At 66.5% G+C, this 20,691-nt stretch carries 15 protein-coding genes; 11 read left to right on the forward strand and 4 right to left on the reverse strand.

Features of this window, described 5'->3' with window-relative positions; translation table 11 throughout:
• The 10 genes from BCHO_RS02210 to BCHO_RS02255 all read left to right on the forward strand — a co-directional run bounded on the left by BCHO_RS02210 (position 1) and on the right by BCHO_RS02255 (position 13,424).
• Positions 1-339, forward strand: a complete 339-nt coding sequence (locus tag BCHO_RS02210; RefSeq protein WP_024541425.1) for a P-II family nitrogen regulator — start codon at positions 1-3, stop codon at positions 337-339.
• 145 nt (positions 340-484) lie between these two features.
• The gene (locus BCHO_RS02215; RefSeq protein ID WP_024541424.1) at positions 485-2,305 is read left to right on the forward strand and encodes a [protein-PII] uridylyltransferase family protein; all 1,821 of its coding nucleotides are present in this window, start codon (positions 485-487) and stop codon (positions 2,303-2,305) included.
• A 679-nt stretch (positions 2,306-2,984) separates the two neighbouring features.
• On the forward strand, positions 2,985-4,541 hold the full coding sequence (locus tag BCHO_RS02220; RefSeq protein WP_024541423.1) for a hypothetical protein: 1,557 nt from the start codon (positions 2,985-2,987) through the stop codon (positions 4,539-4,541).
• 145 nt (positions 4,542-4,686) lie between these two features.
• Positions 4,687-6,063, forward strand: a complete 1,377-nt coding sequence (dnaB, locus tag BCHO_RS02225; RefSeq protein WP_024541422.1) for a replicative DNA helicase — start codon at positions 4,687-4,689, stop codon at positions 6,061-6,063.
• A gap of 1 nt (position 6,064) precedes the next feature.
• Complete coding sequence (locus tag BCHO_RS02230; RefSeq protein WP_024541421.1) at positions 6,065-7,519, forward strand: Mur ligase family protein; 1,455 nt, start codon at positions 6,065-6,067, stop codon at positions 7,517-7,519.
• Positions 7,520-7,530: 11 nt separating this feature from the next.
• On the forward strand, positions 7,531-8,280 hold the full coding sequence (locus tag BCHO_RS02235) for a type 1 glutamine amidotransferase (RefSeq protein WP_024541420.1): 750 nt from the start codon (positions 7,531-7,533) through the stop codon (positions 8,278-8,280).
• Between the two features lie 71 nt (positions 8,281-8,351).
• Positions 8,352-8,717 (forward strand): phasin family protein, encoded by a 366-nt coding sequence (locus BCHO_RS02240; protein ID WP_024541419.1) that lies wholly within the window; start codon positions 8,352-8,354, stop codon positions 8,715-8,717.
• A gap of 94 nt (positions 8,718-8,811) precedes the next feature.
• Positions 8,812-10,827, forward strand: coding sequence for an ABC1 kinase family protein (locus BCHO_RS02245; RefSeq protein ID WP_081930112.1), 2,016 nt, complete (start codon positions 8,812-8,814; stop codon positions 10,825-10,827).
• Between the two features lie 92 nt (positions 10,828-10,919).
• A complete protein-coding gene (locus BCHO_RS02250; protein ID WP_024541417.1) occupies positions 10,920-11,987 on the forward strand; it encodes a glycerophosphodiester phosphodiesterase family protein in 1,068 nt (355 codons plus the stop codon).
• 276 nt (positions 11,988-12,263) lie between these two features.
• Entirely contained in the window at positions 12,264-13,424 is a 1,161-nt protein-coding gene (locus BCHO_RS02255) for an RNA-guided endonuclease InsQ/TnpB family protein (protein ID WP_237743024.1), read from the forward strand.
• 765 nt (positions 13,425-14,189) lie between these two features.
• On the opposite strand, the gene BCHO_RS02260 is transcribed toward BCHO_RS02255, so the two are convergent.
• Positions 14,190-15,128: an NAD-dependent epimerase/dehydratase family protein gene (locus tag BCHO_RS02260; RefSeq protein WP_024541416.1), complete on the reverse strand. Its 939-nt coding sequence runs from the start codon at positions 15,126-15,128 to the stop codon at positions 14,190-14,192.
• 250 nt (positions 15,129-15,378) lie between these two features.
• Between BCHO_RS02260 and upp the strand changes: the two genes are divergently transcribed.
• Entirely contained in the window at positions 15,379-16,020 is a 642-nt protein-coding gene (upp, locus tag BCHO_RS02265; RefSeq protein WP_024541415.1) for a uracil phosphoribosyltransferase, read from the forward strand.
• A gap of 435 nt (positions 16,021-16,455) precedes the next feature.
• Here the strand turns inward: upp and BCHO_RS02270 are convergent, their stop codons facing one another.
• The 3 genes from BCHO_RS02270 to BCHO_RS02280 all read right to left on the reverse strand — a co-directional run bounded on the left by BCHO_RS02270 (position 16,456) and on the right by BCHO_RS02280 (position 20,630).
• A complete protein-coding gene (locus tag BCHO_RS02270) occupies positions 16,456-17,211 on the reverse strand; it encodes a hypothetical protein (protein WP_024541671.1) in 756 nt (251 codons plus the stop codon).
• Positions 17,201-18,256: an NUDIX hydrolase gene (locus BCHO_RS02275; RefSeq protein ID WP_420306330.1), complete on the reverse strand. Its 1,056-nt coding sequence runs from the start codon at positions 18,254-18,256 to the stop codon at positions 17,201-17,203. The genes BCHO_RS02270 and BCHO_RS02275 overlap by 11 nt, the downstream gene beginning before the upstream one ends.
• 136 nt (positions 18,257-18,392) lie before the next feature.
• A complete protein-coding gene (locus BCHO_RS02280) occupies positions 18,393-20,630 on the reverse strand; it encodes an RNA degradosome polyphosphate kinase (RefSeq protein WP_024541669.1) in 2,238 nt (745 codons plus the stop codon).
• Positions 20,631-20,691 lie beyond the last annotated feature (61 nt).

Below are 20,691 nucleotides of genomic sequence, written 5' to 3' on the forward strand. Positions count from 1 at the left end.
ATGAAGCTCATCACCGCAATCATCCAGCCGTTCAAGCTCGACGACGTCAAGGAGGCCCTCGCGGCCGCCGGCGTCCACGGCCTCACCGTCTCCGAGGCGAACGGCTACGGCCGTCAGCGCGGACATACCGAGATCTACCGCGGCGCCGAATACACGGTCGACCTGATCCCGAAGGTCCGTGTCGAGGTCCTGTGCGACGACGCCGACGCCGAAACGCTCGTCGACGTCATCATCAAGTCCGCCGGCTCCGGCACGATCGGCGACGGCAAGGTCTGGGTCGCCCCGCTCGACATGGTCGCCCGCGTGCGCACCGGCGAAACGGGATCCGCGGCCATCTGACCCGAACGAACCATGTGACACCCTGAGACGGCCTCCGCTGCACGACGTGCACGGAGGCCGTCATTACATATACGTATACGCGGCGGCTGCGCAAGCCGAGACTGCACAGCGGAGACTCGCACATCGCAGTCAGGAGGAACCGACGATGACGACGGCGGTCGACGATCTCAGACAACGTCTGCTCGCACTGAGCGAACCCGATATGGACGGCGTATTGCGCGACGGCGCGGCGAAACGCGCGGCGCGCACGGCGCTCACGATGGACGCGCTCGCGCGGCTGTGGGACGAGGCGTGCGCGGCCGTGCCCTTCGACGTGCCGCGCGACGGCATCGGGCTCGCGGCGGTCGGCTCGCTCGCGCGCGGCCAGCTCGGACCGAGCTCCGACCTCGATCTCGTGCTCATCCACGACGGCAGGGCATTGAGCGGCGCGCAGCTCAACGAATTCGCGAACAGGCTGTGGTATCCGCTGTGGGACGGCGGCATCGACCTCGACCATTCGGTGCGCACACGCGCGCAATGCGAATCGGTGACCGACGCCGACCTGCCGGCGGCAATGGGATGGCTCGACGTGCGGCCGGTCGCCGGCGACGCGGCGCTCGTCACCGCCGCCGCCGTCTCGATCCTCGAACGGTGGCGCAAGGCCGCGCGCAAACGGCTGCCGGAGCTGCTCGACTCGGCGAAGCGGCGCCTCGAGCGCTTCGGCCGCATGCCCTACGTCAACCAGCCCGACATCAAGGAGTCGCGCGGCGGCCTGCGCGACGTCGTATTGACGGCGGCGCTGTCCGCGTCGTGGCTCGCCGATCGTCCGCACGGCCGCTACGATGCCGCCGTCGAGCGGCTGCTCGACGTGCGCGACTGCATCCATCTGGCCGCGCACCGCGACACGAATCTGCTGCTCGCGCCGTATCAGGCGACGGTCGCGGCGATGCTCGGCCTCGCCGATCCGACATTGCCCGGCGACGAACGTGCGGCGACGTCGATCGACGACCTGCTCACCCTGCTCGCCCGCCTCGGCCGCACGATCGCATTCTCGCTCGACGCGACGGCCGCGCGCGCCGAACATACGCTCGTCCACGAGCAGCCGCGTTTCTCGTTCTTCCAGATCATGCATCCGCGCGCCGGCGGCAGGCGCGAGGCGCCGAAGTTCGACCTGCTCGCGCCCGGCGTCGCGCTGCACGAGCAGGAGGTCGTGCTCGCTCCCGGCGTCGACGCGTCGCAGGACGCCGATCTGCCGCTGCGCGTGGCCGCGGCCGCCGCCGGACGGGGGCTGCCGATCAACACGTCGACGCTTGCGAACCTCGCGACGTCGCCGATCCACTACGCCGACTGGGACGACGCGTCGCGCGCCGACTTCATCCGGCTGCTCGCGAGCGGCGAACGGCTGCTCGACGTCTGGGAGGAGCTCGACTTCGTCGACATCCCGAGCCGCTGGATGCCCGAATGGGCGGCGATCCGCAACCGGCCGAGCGCGTCGGCGGCGCATCGCTACACGATCGACCGTCATATGATCGCCGTGACGTCGCGGCTCGCGCGCGGCGGGTATGACGACGAGCATTACGCGGCGCTGCTGCTCGCCGGACTGCTGCACGACATCGGCAAGCGGCCGCGCGTCACCGACCATGCGCGCGAAGGCGAGCGGCATGCGCGCGCCGTGCTCGAGCGGATGGGCTTCGATGCGTCGATCGTGCGGATGGCTACGCTGCTTGTGCGCGAGCATCTGACGTTGTCCGAGTTCTCGACGTCGCGCAATCCCAACGATCCGCAGGTCGGCGAGGAGCTCGCCGCGCATGTCGGGCACGATCCGGTGCTGCTCGACATGCTGTTCGATCTGACGAAGGCGGACATGTCGTCGCTCGGCGCGACCGCCGGCGAGCAGATCTCCGGGCAGGTCGGCTGGAGCCGGTGGAGCGCGCAGCTCGTCACGGCGATGGCCGCGAACGCGCATGCAGCGATCGCCGGACGATGATGCGACGCGGCGCGCGTTCGGCGGGCGCCGCGGACGATGATGCATGCGGGCGCCGGCGTGGGTGCTGCATAGAGATATGACCGGGATATGACCGGCGTCGTATAGCACAATTCGGCGGCGTCCGCAAATCGGAGTGCCTCAGATTGGACTGTTTTCCGTGCTGTATCCCCAAGTTATCCACAGGCTTATCCACCGGATGTGGATAACCCGGACGGTAATCCACCGCAATCCACATGGTTATCCCCAGAATGTGGATAAGTGGGGGTGCAGTGTGAAGAAGTTGTCCACAATTCCTCCCCGCGCATGTCGTTCCACCTTCCGCTGAACGTCGATGGCGACGGATAAAGGCGGCGAAAAGTGCGAACGGCGTCGTTCCAAGGCTCGGACGATGTGGACGAATCACCAGATGGCGGACGGTCCGTCATGGGGAGATGGCGGACGGTCCGTCATGGGGATGGCCGCGCGACGCCGATAGGGGGGGCTGGGACGGCGGACGGCGATGATGGCTGCGCTGCGGGCGCAACCGGTTATCCACATCGCCGCCAAATCGGTGGGACATGCGCGGACCATCCACATTTCCACAAAGTTTTGCCGGCAGCTGGCGCGAGGCGGCGGCAATACGGCACAGTGGCTGCAACACCGGTGCGGACCAACGAGATTCCACGGACAAGGAGGACGCATGTCCACAACAGCAGATCCGGGCGCCAACGGCGCGATGCTTGCACTCGATTCGCGAGGGTTCCTCGAGAAACTCGTCGAACTGCGCACACTGTTCGACGACCACATCGTCAACGCCGAACGCATCGTCGTCGATGAACAGGACACTCCGCAAGGCCATATGCTGAGCACGATCATGCCGCCGGCTCCGGAACGGCTGCTCGGTCTCGGCGAGGACCTCTTCGGCGCATCCTGCTGGCCGGTCGAACTGTGCGCGGCGGCCGAGATGGGCAGCAGCGTCTTCATCGACCACTGCAGGGCGTTCCTGACGCATTGCGAATACGTCGTGCGCCGCCACGGCCTCGGCTACTGGCTGTACGAGCGCATGGACAAGGCGCGCACAGCCTTCGCCGCCGACCGTCCGGCCGACGAACTGCCGCTATGCATCCGCGTGATCGACGACAAAAGCCTGGACAAACGCTTCGGCGGCCGCGACAAGCGCCGCTTCGGCACGAAACGGCAGCGCTGCGAGGACGGCTTCGAGTACTACCGCATGACGCGTTCGATGGCCGCTCGCAGCGTCATCCGCTGGGGCGAGCCGGGCATGCTCGCCGCGCGCGTCGCCTACACGTTGCTCACCGACGGCACCGTCGGCGGCGACCTGCTGCTGCAGGCCACGACGCCGGACCACCGCTTCCGCAACGAAGGGGAGCGCCGCGCGCACGAGGGGTCGCTCGAGATCCTCCACACGATCGACGGGCTGCGGCTGCAGGCCGACGCCGAATACGAGCAGGCGCTCGCCCGCGGCGACGTGCACGTCTCGATGCCGAGCCGTACGACCGACGACGATGACCTCATGTGCACGTCCTACCAGTACTTCTCCTACCATGTCGGCGTCGCCGAGGCGCTCGACCGCGCCCGCGCCGGCGAAGGCTGGAACGAGGAGGACATCGCGCACTACGTCAAGGCCAAGCCATGTGTCTCGGCGCTTGAACGGCGCATCGATCAGCGCTTCCTCTATGACGTGCAGCAGCTGCGGCAGGCCGTCGAGGCGCTGTGGGACGGCAAGCCGAAGCTCGTCGAGGAGCTCTTCGAATCGCCGCAGGCACGCGAGGAGGAGATGCGCAAGCCGCTGTGGCGCAACATGCTCTACCTCAACGACGTCGCCGGCTCGATCCTCGGCGCGATGATGCGCAACCAGCTGATGGGGGCGCTCGCGACGCACGACGACGACCTGCTGCAGGCGTCGTTCAGGAGCCTCGACTCGATCTGCACGATGGTGCGCGACATCGGCACGCTAGCGATGCCGATGCTGCTCATCGACGAGAACGAGATCGACTACAGCCGGGTGGACGACATGTCCTTGCAGGAGCGGACGCAGGTGTTGCGCCACTACTGCTCGATCCGCGACGCGGCCGTGGCCATATGGCTCGCGCGCATGCCGTGGAAGGATGAGCCGACATTGCGCGATGCGACTGTCGAACTGTTCGGCCCGTCGACGCTCGCCTTCTCGCGCACCGTATTGCCGCGACTCGAACGGGAGCTCAGGCTGCCCGGCACCGTCGACGAGGCCTGCTGAGGCCGGCGCATCCGGCGGCCGCGGGGACCCCGACCGGCCGCGACACTCCGTGCGGAGGCCCGACACGCGTGCGTGCGCGGCCCTCGCACGGCCTTCGCATGCGCAGGTCTTCTTTTTGCGTTCGCCTTTCATATAATCGACTGTTATGGCTGAAGGATTCGATAGGAACGACAAGAACGACATGGCGTTGTTCGACCGCGTGCCGCCACACGACGACGACGCCGAAATGGCGACGCTCGGCGGCATGCTGATGGCGAAGGACGCGATCGGCGAGGTGACGCAGACGCTCGAGGAGTCCGACTTCTATCAGCCGAAGCACCAGACGATCTACAAGGCGATCATCGACCTGTTCTCGGCCGGCGACCCGGCCGACGTCGTGACCGTCGCGAACCGGCTCGACGACGCCGGCGACCTTGAGAAGGTGGGCAGCGTCGACTACCTGCACGACCTCATCGGCTCGGTGCCGACGGCCGCGAACGCCGTGTACTACGCGACGATCGTGCACCAGCGCGCGATCCTGCGCAACGTCATCGCCGCCGGCACGAAGATCACGCAGCTCGGCTACAATGCCGAAGGCTCGCAGGCGCAGGAGGTCGTCAACCTCGCCCAGGCCGAGATCTACGAGATGAGCATGGGCAAGGTGCATCAGGACTACACGCCGATCGCCACGGCCGTCGAGGCGACGCTCAAGCAGATCGACCGCATACAGAAAGGCGAGATCGAATCCGGCATCCTCACCGGCTTCCGCGACATCGACTCGGTGACGAAGGGCCTGCAGCCCGGCCAGATGATCGTCGTCGCCGGACGTCCGGCGATGGGCAAGTCGACGCTCGGCGTCGACTTCGCGCGCGCCGCCGCGCTCCATCAGGGCCTGACGACCGTCATCTTCAGCCTCGAGATGAGCCAGATCGAACTGTCGCAGCGCATCATCTCGGCCGAGACGAACATCCCGCTCTCGGCGATGCGCAACGCCGACGACATCGACCCCGGCCGCTGGAACGTGCTCAACAACTTCTTCGTCAAGCTCAAGGACGCGCCGCTGTACATCGACGACTCGCCGAACATGAGCCTGATGGAGATCCGCGCGAAATGCCGCCAGCTCAAGCAGAGCGACGACCTCAAACTCGTCGTCATCGACTATCTGCAGCTGATGAGCTCCGGCAAGCAGGTCGAAAGTCGCCAGCAGGAGGTCTCCGAGTTCTCGCGTGCGCTCAAGCTGCTCGCGAAGGAGCTCGAAGTGCCGGTCGTCGCCCTCTCGCAGCTCAACCGAGGTCCCGAGATGCGCAACGACAAGAAGCCGCAGCTGTCCGACCTGCGCGAATCCGGCTCGATCGAGCAGGACGCCGACGTCGTCTTCCTCGTGCACCGCCCCGACGCCTACGACAAGGAGGACCGTCCCGGCGAGGCCGACATCATCATGGCGAAGCACCGCAACGGACCGACGGCGACCTTCAACCTCGCGTTCCGCGGACAGTATTCGAAGTTCCAGGACATGCCCCAGGACTATCAGCAGGGAGTCTGAGATGGCGAACACGGCAATAGACAAGACGGCGGTCGGCCGCGGACCATGGTACGGCTTCGCGACGCCGCTGCTCGGCAAGACGGTGCGCTGGGCGTCGCGCGTCACCCGGCATGGCGGCAGCGCGTTCCCCGGCAAGGTCGTCGAGCGCGTCGACCCGACGTTCCTGCGGCGCACGCTCGCGCAGCTGCCGCTCGGCGTCATCCTCGTCTCCGGCACGAACGGCAAGACGACGACGACGCGCATGGTCGCGATGATGCTCGAATCGCTCGGACTGCGCGTCTTCACGAACCCGACCGGCTCCAACTTCACGCGCGGCGTCGTCTCCGCGCTGCTCAACGAGGTCACGATGGGCGGGCGCATCGACGCCGACATCGCCGTCCTCGAACTCGACGAGGCCTACGCCGTGCAGTTCGTCGCGCAGGTCAGGCCGCAGTACGCGCTGCTGCTCAACGTCATGCGCGACCAGCTCGACCGCTTCGGCGAGATCGACAACACGGCGCGGCTGCTCGGCCGCGTCGCCGAGGCGACGACGCGCGCTGTCGTCCTCAACCGCGAGGACCCGCGCATCGCCGCGCTCGCCGAACTCGCGCCGGTCGACACGCGCGCGTCATACTTCGGCCTGTCGCGCGCGTTGCGCCGCTACTTCCCGACCGACGACGACATGGCGACGACGGTCGCGCTCGCCGCCGCCGCGCCGGCGCCGCAGCAGACACCGGCCGCGCACGTCACGCCGGCCGACGTCATGCTCACGGCGGTCGGCGACCACCGCGCGCAGATGATCATCGACGGCCAGGAATACGAATCGGAGGTCAAGCTCGAAGGCGTCTACAACCTCTACAACGCGGCGGCCGCGCTCGCCGTCGTGCGCGCCGTGCAGCAGGACCTGCGCAGCCCCGACATGATCGGACGGGCCGCGTCGACGCTGCCGACCTCGCGCCGCGACGGATTCGTCATGCGCGCGCAGCACTTCGCCGGCGCCGGCACAGCGCAGCTGCTCGACGCGCTCGCGCAGGTGACGCCCGCCTTCGGACGCGGCGAGGTCATCGATGTGCACGGCTCGCCGACGGAGCTGCTGCTCGTCAAGAACCCGATGGGATTCCGTCTCGCGCTCGCGTCGTTCCCGCCGGACGACGCCGACACGATGATCTGCATCAACGACGAATACGCGGACGGCCGCGACATGAGCTGGCTGTGGGACGTCGACTTCACGAGCCTGAAGGCCGGCGGCGTCGCGGCCGTCTCCGGCGTGCGCGCGTGGGACATGGCGCTGCGCCTCGCCTACGACGAGGTCGGCGTCGACGACGTCGACACCGACCTCGGGCGGGCCGTCGCCGTCTTCGTGGCGCGCAACCCCGGCCGGCGCAAGCACATCTACTGCACGTACACGGCGATGCTCGCCGTGCGTGCGTATCTGGCGAAGATCGCCGACGTCGCCGACGCCGGCGTGGGCAAGTGAAGGAGCGACGCATGGGCAGAGCGATCGACATCGTCTCGCTGTATCCGAAGGACATGAACATCTACGGCGATTCCGGCAACGTGCTGACGATCGAACGCCGGCTCGCGCTCTACGGCTATGAGCCGCGTATCCACGCCGTCAACCAGCATGACCCGTGGCCCGGGCACGCCGACGTCATCCTCGGCGGCGGCGGTCAGGACACCGGCCAGAAGAAGATCATCGACGACCTCTACGCGCGCGCCGACACGTTGCGCGCGCTCGCCGAGGACGGCGTGCCGATGCTGATGATCTGCGGCCTGTACCAGCTGTTCGGCGACTACTTCGAAACGGTCGACGGCGCGCGGCTCGATGGCATCTCGATCATCGGCGCGCACACCGTCGGCCGCGACGTGCGCATGATCGGCAACCTCGTCGAGCACAGCGACGACTTCGGCGACGTCATCGGATACGAGAACCATTCCGGACAGACCTTCCTCGACGACGGCGTGCGTCCGCTTGGCGCCGTCGACGGCGACGGCATGGGCAACAACGGCGAGGACCACACCGAAGGCGCGCGTGTGCACAACGTCATCGGCACCTACATGCACGGCTCGCTGTTGCCGAAGAACCCGGCGATCAGCGATTTCCTGATCCGTGCCGCCGCCGAACGCCGCTACGGCGCGTTCCGCCCCGAATCCACGCCGGCGGCGCGCGACGAGCTCGCGCGCATCGACCGCATCGCGCAGCGGGCGCGCGAGGCCGCGCAGCTACGCCCACGCTGAACGTCCGGCGCGGCGGAACGTGTAGAGTTGGCACTAACCGATACCAACACAGGTATGAGCAGGGAGGCATCATGACCGATTCGAACAACAACATCCCGGACTTCGGCGAAGGCCTGCGCAAGATCTTCCTCGCGGGCGTCGGCGCGATCGCCACGACCGCCGAAAAGGGCCAGGAGCTCGTCAACCGCCTCGTCGAGCGCGGCGAACTGACCGTCGAGCAGGGCAAGCAGCTCAACAGCGAGCTCGCGCACAAGGCCGGCGACAAGAAGGACTCGCTCAAGGAGCGTGCCGCGCAGGCCTCGCAGACGGTGCAGGACGCCGCCGCCGGACTGCGCAACCAGGCCGCTCAGGCCATCGACGACCTCAACGCGAAGGCCGACGCCTCCGAGGCGGATGACGCCGCCGACGAGAAGGCCGACGCCGACTCGGATAAGTGAGTCCCCGGACCATCAACCCCAGGCGCGCCTTGGCGCGCCATGATGCAACGCGTCGCCTGAGGCCACGGACCGCAGGCGACGCTTCGGTATGCCTATGAACCAGCATTCAGACCAGACCGGCCCCGCGCCCATATCCGACGGCGGCGTGACGCCGGACGAACTGCGCCGCTTCGCGAAGCAGGAGCGCCGCGACCTGCGCGACGAGGCCCATGAGGCGCGCCACGAGGAGCACGAGCAGGCGCGCGCCGCACGCGAACGACGCCACGAGGCGCGCGTCGACACGTCGAAGATCGTCGACCTCGACGCGAAGCTGCAGGACCAGGAGGCGCACGACGACGGCCCTGCCGCGAAGCATCCGCGGCAGGAACGGCTCCTCGACGCCGAGGAGACGCAGGAGGCCGCGCACATCATCGAACTGCGCGACGGGCTGCCGACGGCGTCGAAGGACCCCGAGACGATCGGGCTGTTCGGCGCGCACCGCCGCTCCTTCGCCGACCAGTACCATCTGACGCGCCGCAGCAAGCTCAAGCGGCTGCACCAGATCGGCAAGATCGCGATGCAGTTCGACGCGCTCAAGGGACTGACGCCGGTCAAGATGCGGCTGATGTTCGAGGCGCTCGGCCCGACCTTCGTCAAAGTCGGCCAGATCCTGTCGATGCGCTCCGAGATCCTGCCGCAGTCGTTCTGCGACGAACTGTCGAAGCTGCGCGCCGACGCCGACCCGATGCCGTATTCGATCGTGCTCGAAACGCTTGAATCCGAATACCACCGCCCGCTGAACGAGGTGTTCCGTACGATCGACCCGACGCCGCTCGGCTCGGCGTCGCTCGCGCAGGTGCACCGCGCCACGTTGCTCACCGGCGAGGATGTCGCCGTCAAGGTGCAGCGTCCCGGCGTGCGCGTGACGATGGCCGAGGATGTCTCGATCATGCGTTCGCTCGCGCGCGGCGCGACGAAGATCATGCACAACGCGCAGGTCGTCGACTTCCGGGGCGTCGTCGAGGAACTGTGGGACACCTTCGACGAGGAGACGAACTTCCTCAACGAGGCGCGCAACCTGAGCGCCTTCAAACGCTTCTGCGACGACTTCGCGTACATGGACTGCCCGACGCCGTACGTCGACCTGTGCACCGAGCACGTGCTCGTCATGGAATACATCGAGGGCATCCCGATTGCGCACACGCGCGAACTGATCGCCGACGGCTACTCGCTCAAGGAGATCGGCACGAAGCTCGTCGACAACTACGCGTGCCAGATCCTCGACGCCGGCTTCTTCCACGCCGACCCGCATCCGGGCAACATCGAGATCCGCGACGGCAAGATCGTGCTGCTCGACCTCGGTATGACCGGACGGCTCAACGCGTCGACGCGCGCCGCGCTCAAGCAGATGCTCTTCGCCGTCGCCAAACAGGATTCGGCGCAGCTCGCCGACGCGCTGCTGCGCTTCGCCGGCACCGAGGCCGGCCATGCCGACTATCCGTCGCTGCTCGCCGACCTTGACGGCATCATCGAGGAATTCGGCACCGTCAACCTGCAGGACCTCGACCTCGCGCAGTTCCTCACGTCGCTCACGCAGATGGCGCGCCGCCACGGCATCGAGATCCACAGCTCGATTACGACGGTCGGCCGCGCGCTTGTGACGCTCGAAGGGCTGCTCGACAAGTTCATCCCCGACGTCAACATGATCGAGATCATCTCCGAGCACATCGAGCATTCGAAGACGAAGACGCAGGCGCTCAAGGACGAGGCGGGCAAGCTCGCGCTCGAAGGCCACGCGGCGCTGCACGGCGCACTCAAATCGATGAGCGAAGCGAACGTCGCGCTCCACATGCTCACGCGCGGCGAACTGCGGACGAACTTCGAGCTCGTCGGCTCCGAGGAGCCGCTGCAGCAGCTGTCGGACATGGTCAACAGGCTCACGATGGCGCTCATCGTCGTCGGCCTGTTCATCGGATCGTCGATCGTCTACTACGCCGGCATGAAGCCGATCATCTTCGGCATCCCGCTCGTCGGCTTCCTCGGATACGTCGTCGCATTCGTATTGTCGTGTTGGATCGTCATCGACATCTATCTCAAGGGACACGAACGGCGGCACAGGAAACACAAGTAGGACGATGCGCGCGGCGGCCGTTCGCTGACAGCGCGCATGGCGCCGCCGCGGCGTGCACTAGGCTCGGAACAAGGAACGAACAAGGAGCAATCATGGCAAAGACGTTGAGGAACATCGTCATCGGCGCGGCGCTCACCGCTGGCGCCGCAGTGTGGACGACGGCGCCGCGCAGCTTCGGCAACCGCAGGAAGAACTATGTGTCGTCGCTGCCGGAGGTCATGTACGCGCACCGCGGTCTGCACGACGCCGGTTCGGGGCTGAGTCAGCAGTACGCGGGGGAGAGCGGCGAATACGTGGCGCTCGCGCGGCGCATGGCGATGCAGGCCGGCTACGGCACGCCGAACGAGGTCGGCCCGATCGCGCCGGAGAACTCGCTCGCGGCCTTCGCGGCGGCCGCCGAGGCCGGCTACGGCATCGAACTCGACGTGCAGCTCACGCTCGACAACAAAGTCGTCGTCGCGCACGACCCCGATCTGCTGCGCGTCGCCGGCGACCCGCGCCGCATAGCCGACCTCACCTACGACGAGCTGATGAGGATCGCGCTGTTCCCGACGGCCGCGCCGCGCGCCGAGACGTCGCCGCTGCTGCCGGGTGCGACCGCCGAGGATCCGGCGATCGTCAGGACGCCGGACGAGGCGCCGAAGGGCTACTACCAGCATGTGCCGCTGCTCGCCGACGTGCTGCGCGTCGTCGACGGACGCGTGCCGATCATCGTCGAATTCAAATTCGAGAACGTGCGCGACTGGGGCAGCCGCGACGACACGCTGATGCAGAAGGCCGCCGATCTGCTCGACGCATACAAGGGCGTCTATGCGGTGGAGTCGTTCAACCCGGCGGCGATGCACTGGTACAAGGAGAACCATCCGAACACGTCACGCGGACAGCTCGCCGAGGATGCGCCGTTCGGCGGCGCCGACCCGGTCGTGTGGGCGGCCGGCAAGCTCGCGTTCAACTGGATGAGCCGTCCCGACTTCATCGCCTACGACCACCGCAACGGCAACAGCAAGGCGCTCGCGTTCGCGCGGCGCATGGGCGCGCAGGCGGTCGCATGGACGGTGCGCAGTGAGCAGGAGCTCAACGCATGCCTGCCGTACTTCGACCGCTTCATCTTCGAAGCCTTCGTGCCGGGCGAGACCCCGGCGAGCGCGCTGCGGCTGTAAGCCGCGTCGCGGTGGTTGGGGGTGTGTGCGCGGCGCACGCCGCGCACACACCATTGATGATTTATCAGATTGCGCCGTAAAACCCCTGCCTTCAGGCATGGGGATATAAGGCGCACAGGATGAGCTTTAGAAATGATTGTGGTATAATTCTAAATATGAGCATCAGCGAGCAGGAGCGGGCGTACAGGTTCCGCTTCTATCCGACACCGGAGTAGGAGGGGCTGCTCCAGCGCACCATCGGCTGCTCGCGGCTCGTGCGCAACAAGGCGCTCGACTATCGCATATCGCACGAAAGCGTGGACGCAAGAGCATCGGCGGGTCTCCTATCTCGACACGAGCAAGCTGCTCACCGGTTGGAAGAAAGACCCGGAGCTGGCGTTCCTCAAAGAAGTGTCCTCGGTCGCCCTTCAGCAGTCGTTGCGCCACCTCGAGGCAGGGTTCGTCAACTTCTACAACAAGAGGGCCGGGTACCCCAAGTTCCATTCCAAGAAGAACGGCGGAAGCGCATCGTTCATGGGCACCGCCTTCCGGTGGGACGGGAAGAGCCTGAGACTGGCGAAGATGAGCGAGCCGCTCCATGTCGTGTGGAGCCGCACCCTGCCACGCAAGGCCCGCCCCAGCTCGGTGACCGTGACCCTCGACCCTGCGGGCCGATGGTTCGTGTCCATCCTCATGCGAGAAACCATCCCATGCCTGCCCGCATGCGACAAGACGGTGGGGATAGACCTCGGCGTCAAGGACTTCGCCATCCTCTCGGATGGCACCAAGATTCCAAACCAGCATTTCGCCGAAAGGAACCAGAAGCGCCTCAAACGGGCGCAGAAGGCCCTTTCCCGCAAACAGCCGGGCAGCCGGAACCGTCGCAAGGCGGCACTCCGTGTGGCCCGCATCAACGCGCAGACAAGAGACCGGCGGCGCGACTTCCTCCACAAGCTCTCGACCAGAATCATCCGCGAAAACCAAACGATCGTTCTGGAAGACCTGAGCGTGCGGGGAATCTCCCGTCGCGTCAGGGCCGTGGAAGCCCCTGACACCGGCCGCTATCTGTGCAACGGGCAGGCCCGCAAGCGCGGCCTCAATCGGTCGATTCTCGACCAAGGTTGGCGCGAACTGCGAGGCATGCTCGAGTACAAGGCCCGATGGTATGGGCGGGATGTGGTCGTCATCGACCGGTTCTACCCGTCCACGCAGCTTTGCTCTGCTTGCGGAGCGAAGACCGGGCCGAGGACGCTCGACGTCAGACGGTGGACGTGCCCCGAGTGCGGGATGCGCCATGACCGTGACGTGAACGCCGCACGCAATATTCTCGCCGCCGGGCTGGCGGTCAGAGCCTGTGGAGACAGCAGGACGCGGAAGACAGCCGAGCAGCTGGCTTCCGTGAGGCTGTCAGGGAAGCAGGAAACCCGTCCCGTGAGGAACGGAATCCTCCGGCTTTAGCCGAGGGGAGGAATGAAGTATCATGCCCGGAATATATCTATGCGAAAACCATGATAATACAGCGGTGATTGAGGTTGATCAGCCTCATGTGGTCAGAAGGATTGTGGTGCAAGGCGTGCCGGTGCCGACTTTGGGTGGGGTGGCGGTAGATGGGCTGCCGCAGCAGTACATCACGGCCGAATCACGGTGCGGCGCCTGATGCGTATGTCTGATGTGCCGCGGTTCATGGTCGGAATCGGCCATGAACCGCCGTTTTCGGCTTGGATGAGGCCGGAGATCGGCGATCGGCTTGCGTCTGCGGAGGACTCGGCGACGCGCCGGAGGCGAAACCGGCGAAACCATGTACAATGGAACCCGCGTCGGGCCGTGCATAGCCCCGGGCTCCATTTTTTGCCGCTGCGAGCGGCCTTTGCGCCGACATGGCGCTTTCGCGGTCCGGCGCATTCTCTTTTCACCTGTTTTCCTGACGCCAGGCTCATTGCCCTGTCCGGTCGCATTGCGCCGCGGCGGCGTGACGGAGCTTCCGGATGGTTCCCGACGGTGTTCCATGCCGTTCGAACGTGCCTCGCCGACGCCATCTGCGTTGAGGGGGAGCATCTTATGCGAAACGGCTAGGTATGAGGTTCGACGAGACGCGCAACGGCGCGGCTTTCGGCAGGACATACTTGGCGTATCCGTGAAAGAGGCCCTCCCTCAACGCGGATACGGTGTTCGGTCCCGGAAATCAGCGCGCTGAGAGGCGCCGAGCCGGAGGGACGCGCTCGGTCAGTGCGCCGGCTGCAGCTCCTGGGCGATCGGCGCCAGATGCAGGTCGATATACTGCGTGTACGGATGCGTGTTCACCTGATCGATGTGGGCACGGTACCAGTCGTAGGACTCGCGCAGCCCCTCGTCCAACGGCGTGACGTCGGGCATGAGCTCCTGCTGGGCGTGCACGTCGAGGCTGTATTCGTAATCGTGGAACGGGAAGAAATTGCGCTGCTCCACATCGTCGACGCTCGCATAGGTCGGCGTCTTGCCGACGGCGGCGTAGCACAGGCCGACCCATTCGCGCACGCTGACGCTGTCCGGGTTGCCGACGTTGAACACATGCTGCGCGGGCTGCTCGTCGATGATTCGCTCGAGGAAACGGCACAGGTCGCGGACATGGAAGAACTGCAGACGCATATCGCCGTCGTGCGGCAGATAGAAGCGGCGGTCCTCGCGCGCGCAGTCGAAGACGAAGGCCTCGCGGTACAGGTTGTTCATCGGCCCGTACAGATACGGCGGACGGATGATGTAGGCGCCGTCCACACACTGCAGCAGCGCGCGTTCGGCCTCGATCTTGCCGGTGCCATAGTCGCCCCAGAACGTGTTGCGGCCGAGCCGCACGCCTTCGGCGAAGGGCTGCAGATTCGTCTCGGGATAGACGGCGCTCGAACTGATCATGATCGTCGATCCGACGTGCGCATGTTCGAGCGCATGCGCGAGGTCGAGCACGTCGCGCGCGTCGTAGGCGGTCACATCGATGACGGCGTCGAAACGCTCGCCGTCGAACTGATGGTCCAGCTCGTGCCGGTCGGCGACGACCGTGCGCACGCCGGCGATCGGCGGGAGCGAACCCCGGTTGAGCACGGTGACGTCGTCCCCCATCTCCACGAAATATCTGGCGATGAAACGGCTCACGAAAATCGTCCCACCCGTGACGAGGATGCTGCGTGCCATACCTCGGCCCCTCCCTCCATGCTGTAGTTGTTCCGTGAGCGCCGCGTCACACCCACACGCGGGACACACGTTGCTACAGTATAGCGGCCGCGGGAAGGCAGAATGGCGGCGTATCCGCCTGCTGAGACGGGTGGCTGCGGCGTCGGTGCGGCGGCCGCATGGATACTCTGTGAGCATAATACGGGGGAGACGTACGGATGGGCGGCGTGGTGCGGCCGCGCGAAGGCGGTCGGGGACTATGCTGGGAGGTATGGAATTGCATGTACTGAATCATCCGCTCGTCGAGCACAAACTCACTGTGCTGCGCGACAAGAACACCCCCTCCTCCACGTTCCGTGAACTCGTCTCTGAACTCGTCTCGCTCGAGGCGTACGAGGCGACGCGCAACCTCGCCGTCGTGGACAAGCCGATCGAGACGCCGGTCGCGCCGATGGTCGGCAAGGCGCTCGCCAAGCCACGCCCGATCATCGTGCCGGTGCTGCGTGCGGGACTCGGCATGCTCGACGGCATGACGCGCATGCTGCCGAGCGCCGAAGTCGGCTTCCTCGGCATGAAGCGCGACGAAGAGCATCCGACGCAGCAGATCACCTACGCGAACCGTCTGCCCGACGACCTGTCGGGGCGTCAGTGCTTCCTCATCGACCCGATGCTCGCGACCGGCGGCACGCTTGTCGCCGCGACGCATTATCTCGCCGAGAAGGGCGCGAAGGACGTGACGGCGATCTGCATCATCGCGGCGCCGGAAGGCATCAAGTTCGTCGAGGACAACATCGATCCGAGCATCGACTTCCGCGTCGTCGTCTGCGGCGTCGATGAAGGTCTCAACGACCGTAGCTACATCGTGCCGGGCCTCGGTGACGCCGGCGACCGCCTCTATGGCGTCGTCGACTGATCGGCCGGCCGGATTCGAATCCGGCCGGTGAGCGCACCGGACACGGCGGACGGCTGAGTGCGGTGCGCCGGAATGCGTGCAGGCGGGCGTTCCCTATGCGGGAGCGCCCGCCTGCTTGTCTATGCGAGGCGACCGCGGCTGCCTGCGGGTGGGTTTGTCGGCGGGCTCGACGGATCGGGACGGAAATCGGCCTTTGCTGGGTGGGTTCGTCGGGTTGGTCGATGGGTCGGGACGGAGCGTCCGTTTTTATCGGGATGCTCGACGGATCGGGACGGAAATCGGCCTTTTGCGGGTGGGTTCGTCGGGTTGGTCGATGGGTCGGGACGGAGCGTCCGTTTTTATCGGGATGCTCGACGGATCGGGACGGAAATCGGCCCTTTCGCAGGTGGGTTCGTCGGGCTGGTCGACGAACCACCCGCGAAAGGGCCGGCGCGGCTACTCCAGGCGGTTGCGGCGCCACAGGTGGGCGCCGGTGCGCAGGTCGTCGGCGGTCGTATGCAGGTTCGCGGCCGTGTGCAGCAGCTGCGCGGCCTTCGTGTGCGCGGCGCGGATGTCCTCGGTCGTACCGACGGCGGACCTGTCCGGATCGGCCATCGCCTTCGCATGCGCGTTGAGCCGCTGCGCCTGCATGCGCAGACCGGCGACGACGACTTCGACGAAGGTCGCGGCGCGGTCGAGCGCGACGGCGAAGTTGCCGCGGAACGCGCCGGCGAGGATCGAGTCGGCGGTGCGCGCGATGTCCTCCTCGGTCGGCGCGGCGTCGACGCCGGCGATCGCCGACGCCGACGTGACAATCGGCTCGCCAAGTCGCCACAGCCGTGCGATCGCATCGCGGCGCCTGCGCATCCATGTGCGCAGCAGATACAGCCGCCACAGCACGCCCGGCAGCGAATCGGGCTCCGCATGGCTCCACAGTTCGGCGATGACGTCGACGCCCTCATGGTCGACGAGCGTGAGCACGCGCTCGACGACCTGCGGATCGTCGGTTCTGTGCACATGGCTGAGCAGCGCCCATGCCGTCGCGTGGCTGACCGCACTCAGCTGTTCGGGGTCGACGCCGCCGGCGATGTTCTCGGCGAGCGCCTGGTCGAGCTGGCCGGGCCGTGCGGGACGCGGCGAGCCGGTATGCGTGAAGGCGGAACGGCTCGCGATAATCGAACCGGAGCCGCTGCGATGCACGTTAGTAGACAATCGGGGCCACTTTCTGTATGTCGATGATGCGCAGGCCGTCGTCGGACGGCACGAGGAACATGGCGAGCGCGCTGCCGGTGGGCATGTACGGGGTCTTCGCGATGAGCTTCTTCGTCAGCGACTTGCTGGCGCACATCGGTCGCAGATGGTCGAACATGCCGCCGATGACCGGCCGATGCATGCAGATCGCCGTCGTCTGGCCGCCGTGCACGGTCCGTTCGAGCTGCGCGAGGAACGCCTTCCATGCGCCGTGCTCGTTGCGTGCGAACGCGTCCTCGGTCAGCTCGGGGATGGACTCGACCGGCAGGCCCGTCTGCCACGACAGCATCTGCATCGTCTGCTGGCAGCGCATCCACGGCGACGACATGAGCCGCGCCGGCGCATAGCAGGCGAGTTCGCGGTCGAGCGCGTACGCGGCCGCCGCGCCGAGCGGCGTGATCGGCCGCGCCGCGTCGGTGCCCTTCCACTGCTTGCGCGCCTCGGCCTTCGCGTGACGTACGAGCAGCACGGCGCGCGCGGCGTCGGCGTGCTCCTCGAGGCGGTCGACGAACAGCGCGAGGATGTCCTTGTCGGTCGAATGCGTCAGCGTCTTGCGCGCCTCGGGGACGGTCAGCCAGACGACATCGTTGATCTCGCCGACGTCCGCGCGGTGCACGGGGCCGAAGGCGGGCGCCATCTGATGCGCGAGCGGACGGTCGATGACGGTGGCCATCCAGTACAGCACATGTTTGCGCTGTCCGCTGTCCGAACCGTTGCGCTTGTTGCGCGACTTGCGTCCCTCCGCGGAGAGCGGATAGTCGACTTCGCCCAAGTACGGGCCGAGCGCGACGACCTGCCCGGTCTCCTCGCCGATTTCACGCACTGCCGCATGCCGATGCGATTCGTTGTTCTCGAGTTTGCCTTTCGGCCAGCTCCAGTCGTCGTATTTCGGACGGTGCACGAGGCAGACCTCGATCGGGCCCTCCGGCGCGCCGCCGCGACGGCGCCAGAGGACGCCGCCGGCCGCTTCGACCACATGCTTGCATTTGCTACTCATGCGTCCCATTGTAGGAGGGGCGCACGGTTTCACGGTCTGCGTGACATGGCGTTCGCGGTGGCGGATGCGTGCGGATACGGCGGGGCCGGCGCACGCTGCGTGCGTGCGCCGGCCCCGTTCAAGGTCGCGGCGGTTGCGTCCGCGATCAGTTGTGCGCGCTTGGGCGACGCTGATGCTTGCGGATCAGGTATTCCTGGCTGTCGACGAGCGGACGGCCGTCGGCGTCCTTCGAGTGACGCACGTAGGTGCCGTCGGGCTGCATGTGCCAGCTTGACGTCGAATCGGCCATCTGCAGATCGATGTACTTGATGAGTTCGTCGATCTGCTCGGGCACGGTGATGCGCACGAGCGCCTCGACGCGGCGGTCGAGGTTGCGGTGCATCAGGTCGGCGGAGCCGATCCACACCTCCGGGCCGGAGATCGGGCCTTCGCCGATCTGCGGCCCGTCGGAGTTCGCGAACGCGTAGATGCGGCTGTGCTCGAGGAAGCGGCCGAGGATCGAACGCACGCGGATGTTCTCGCTCAGTCCGGGCACGCCCGGCTTGAGCGAGCAGATGCCGCGTTCGACGATGTCGATCTTCACGCCCGCCTGGCTGGCGCGGTAGAGCGCGTCGATCGTCTTCTCGTCGACGATCGAGTTCACCTTGATCTTGATCCACGCCTCCTTGCCTGCGCGTGCGGCGTCCTCCTCGCGGCGGATGCGCTGGATGAGGCCGGAGCGTACGGTGCGCGGCGCGACGAGCAGACGGTGGAAGCTTGACTTCGGCGCGTAGCCGCTCAGCTGGTTGAACAGACGCGTCATGTCCTGGCCGACGACCGGGTCGCAGGTGAGCAGGCCGAGGTCGGTGTACTGGCGCGCCGTCTTCGGGTTGTAGTTGCCGGTGCCCACATGGCAGTAGCGCTTGAGGCCGTCCGCCTCCTGACGCACGACGAGCGACAGCTTGCAGTGCGTCTTCAATCCGACGATGCCGTAGACGACGTGCACGCCGGCGCGTTCGAGCTTGCGCGCCCATGCGATGTTCGCGTCCTCGTCGAAGCGCGCCTTGAGCTCGACGAGCGCGAGCACCTGCTTGCCGGCATGCGCGGCGTCGATGAGCGCGTCGATGATCGGCGAGTTGCTCGACGTGCGGTACAGCGTCTGCTTGATCGCGAGGACCTTCGGATCGGCGGCGGCCTGCGCGAGGAAGGCCTGCACCGACGTCGAGAACGAATCGTACGGGTGGTGCAGCAGGATGTCGCCTTCGCGGATCGCGGCGAAGATGTCCTGCGCGCGGCTCGATTCGACCTGCGCGATCTGGCGGTTCGTCGTCGGCACGAAGGGGCGGAACTTCAGGTCCGGACGGTCGATGCCGCCGAGCTCGAAGAGCACCGTCGCGTCGAGCGGCGCGGGCAGGCGGTACACCTCCTCCGGCGTGACGCCCATCTGGTCGGCGAGCAGCTGCGAGAGGAACGGGGAGGTCTCGTCGGAGATCTCGAGGCGGATCGGCGGTCCGAAACGACGGCGCAGCAGTTCCTTCTCGATCGCGTTGAGCAGGTTCTCGGCGTCGTCCTCCTCGACTTCGATGTCCTCGTTGCGCGTCACGCGGAACGAACGCGCCTCCTTGATGATCATGCCCGGGAACAGCGTCTCGAGATGCGCGATGATCAGGTTCTCCATCGTGATGAAGCCGTAGCGCACCTCGTCGGAATCGTCCTCGGTCATGTCGTCGACCGGGACGAGCCGGTTGATGTTGTCCGGAATCTTGACGCGCGCGAAGTGCGACTTGCCGGAGGCCGGGTTCTCGACGATGATCGCCAGATTGAGCGAGTTGCCGGAGATGTACGGGAACGGGTGCGCCGGGTCGACGGCGAGCGGCGTGAGCACCGGGAAGACCTGCTGGCGGAAGTAGCGCGACAGGCGCTCCTGCTCGCTGATCGTGAGCTTGTCCCAGCCCAGCAGCTTGATGTTCTCCTTCGCCAGGTCAGGCAGGATGTGGTCCACGACGTAGTGGGCGTGCTCGTCCTGCAGCTTGTGCGCCTGCTCGGAGATCGCGCGCATCTGCTGGCGCGGGCTCAGTCCGGAGGGGCTCGTCACGGCGATGCCGGTGTCGATGCGGCGCTTGAGGCCGGCGACGCGGACCATGAAGAACTCGTCGAGGTTGTTCGCGAAGATCGCCGCGAAGGTCGCGCGCTCGATGATCGGGATGTCCTCGTCCTGGGCGAGCTCGAGCACGCGCTTGTTGAACTTGAGCCAGCTGAGCTCGCGGTCGAAGAAGCGGTCCGGCGGCAACGGCTGCTCGCCGCTGAGCGTCTCGCGTTTGTCGGTCTTGTCCGTCTCTGCGATATGTTCGGCGATCTGGCTGCGCAGAATCGCCTTCGAAGGTGCGTCAAAAATCTGTGCCATGCTCACTACTCTAGGGGGTGATGGCCGAGAAATCACTGGGAACGGCGAAAAATTCCGTTAT

The organism is Bifidobacterium choerinum (assembly GCF_000741135.1).
Taxonomy (GTDB): domain Bacteria; phylum Actinomycetota; class Actinomycetes; order Actinomycetales; family Bifidobacteriaceae; genus Bifidobacterium; species Bifidobacterium choerinum.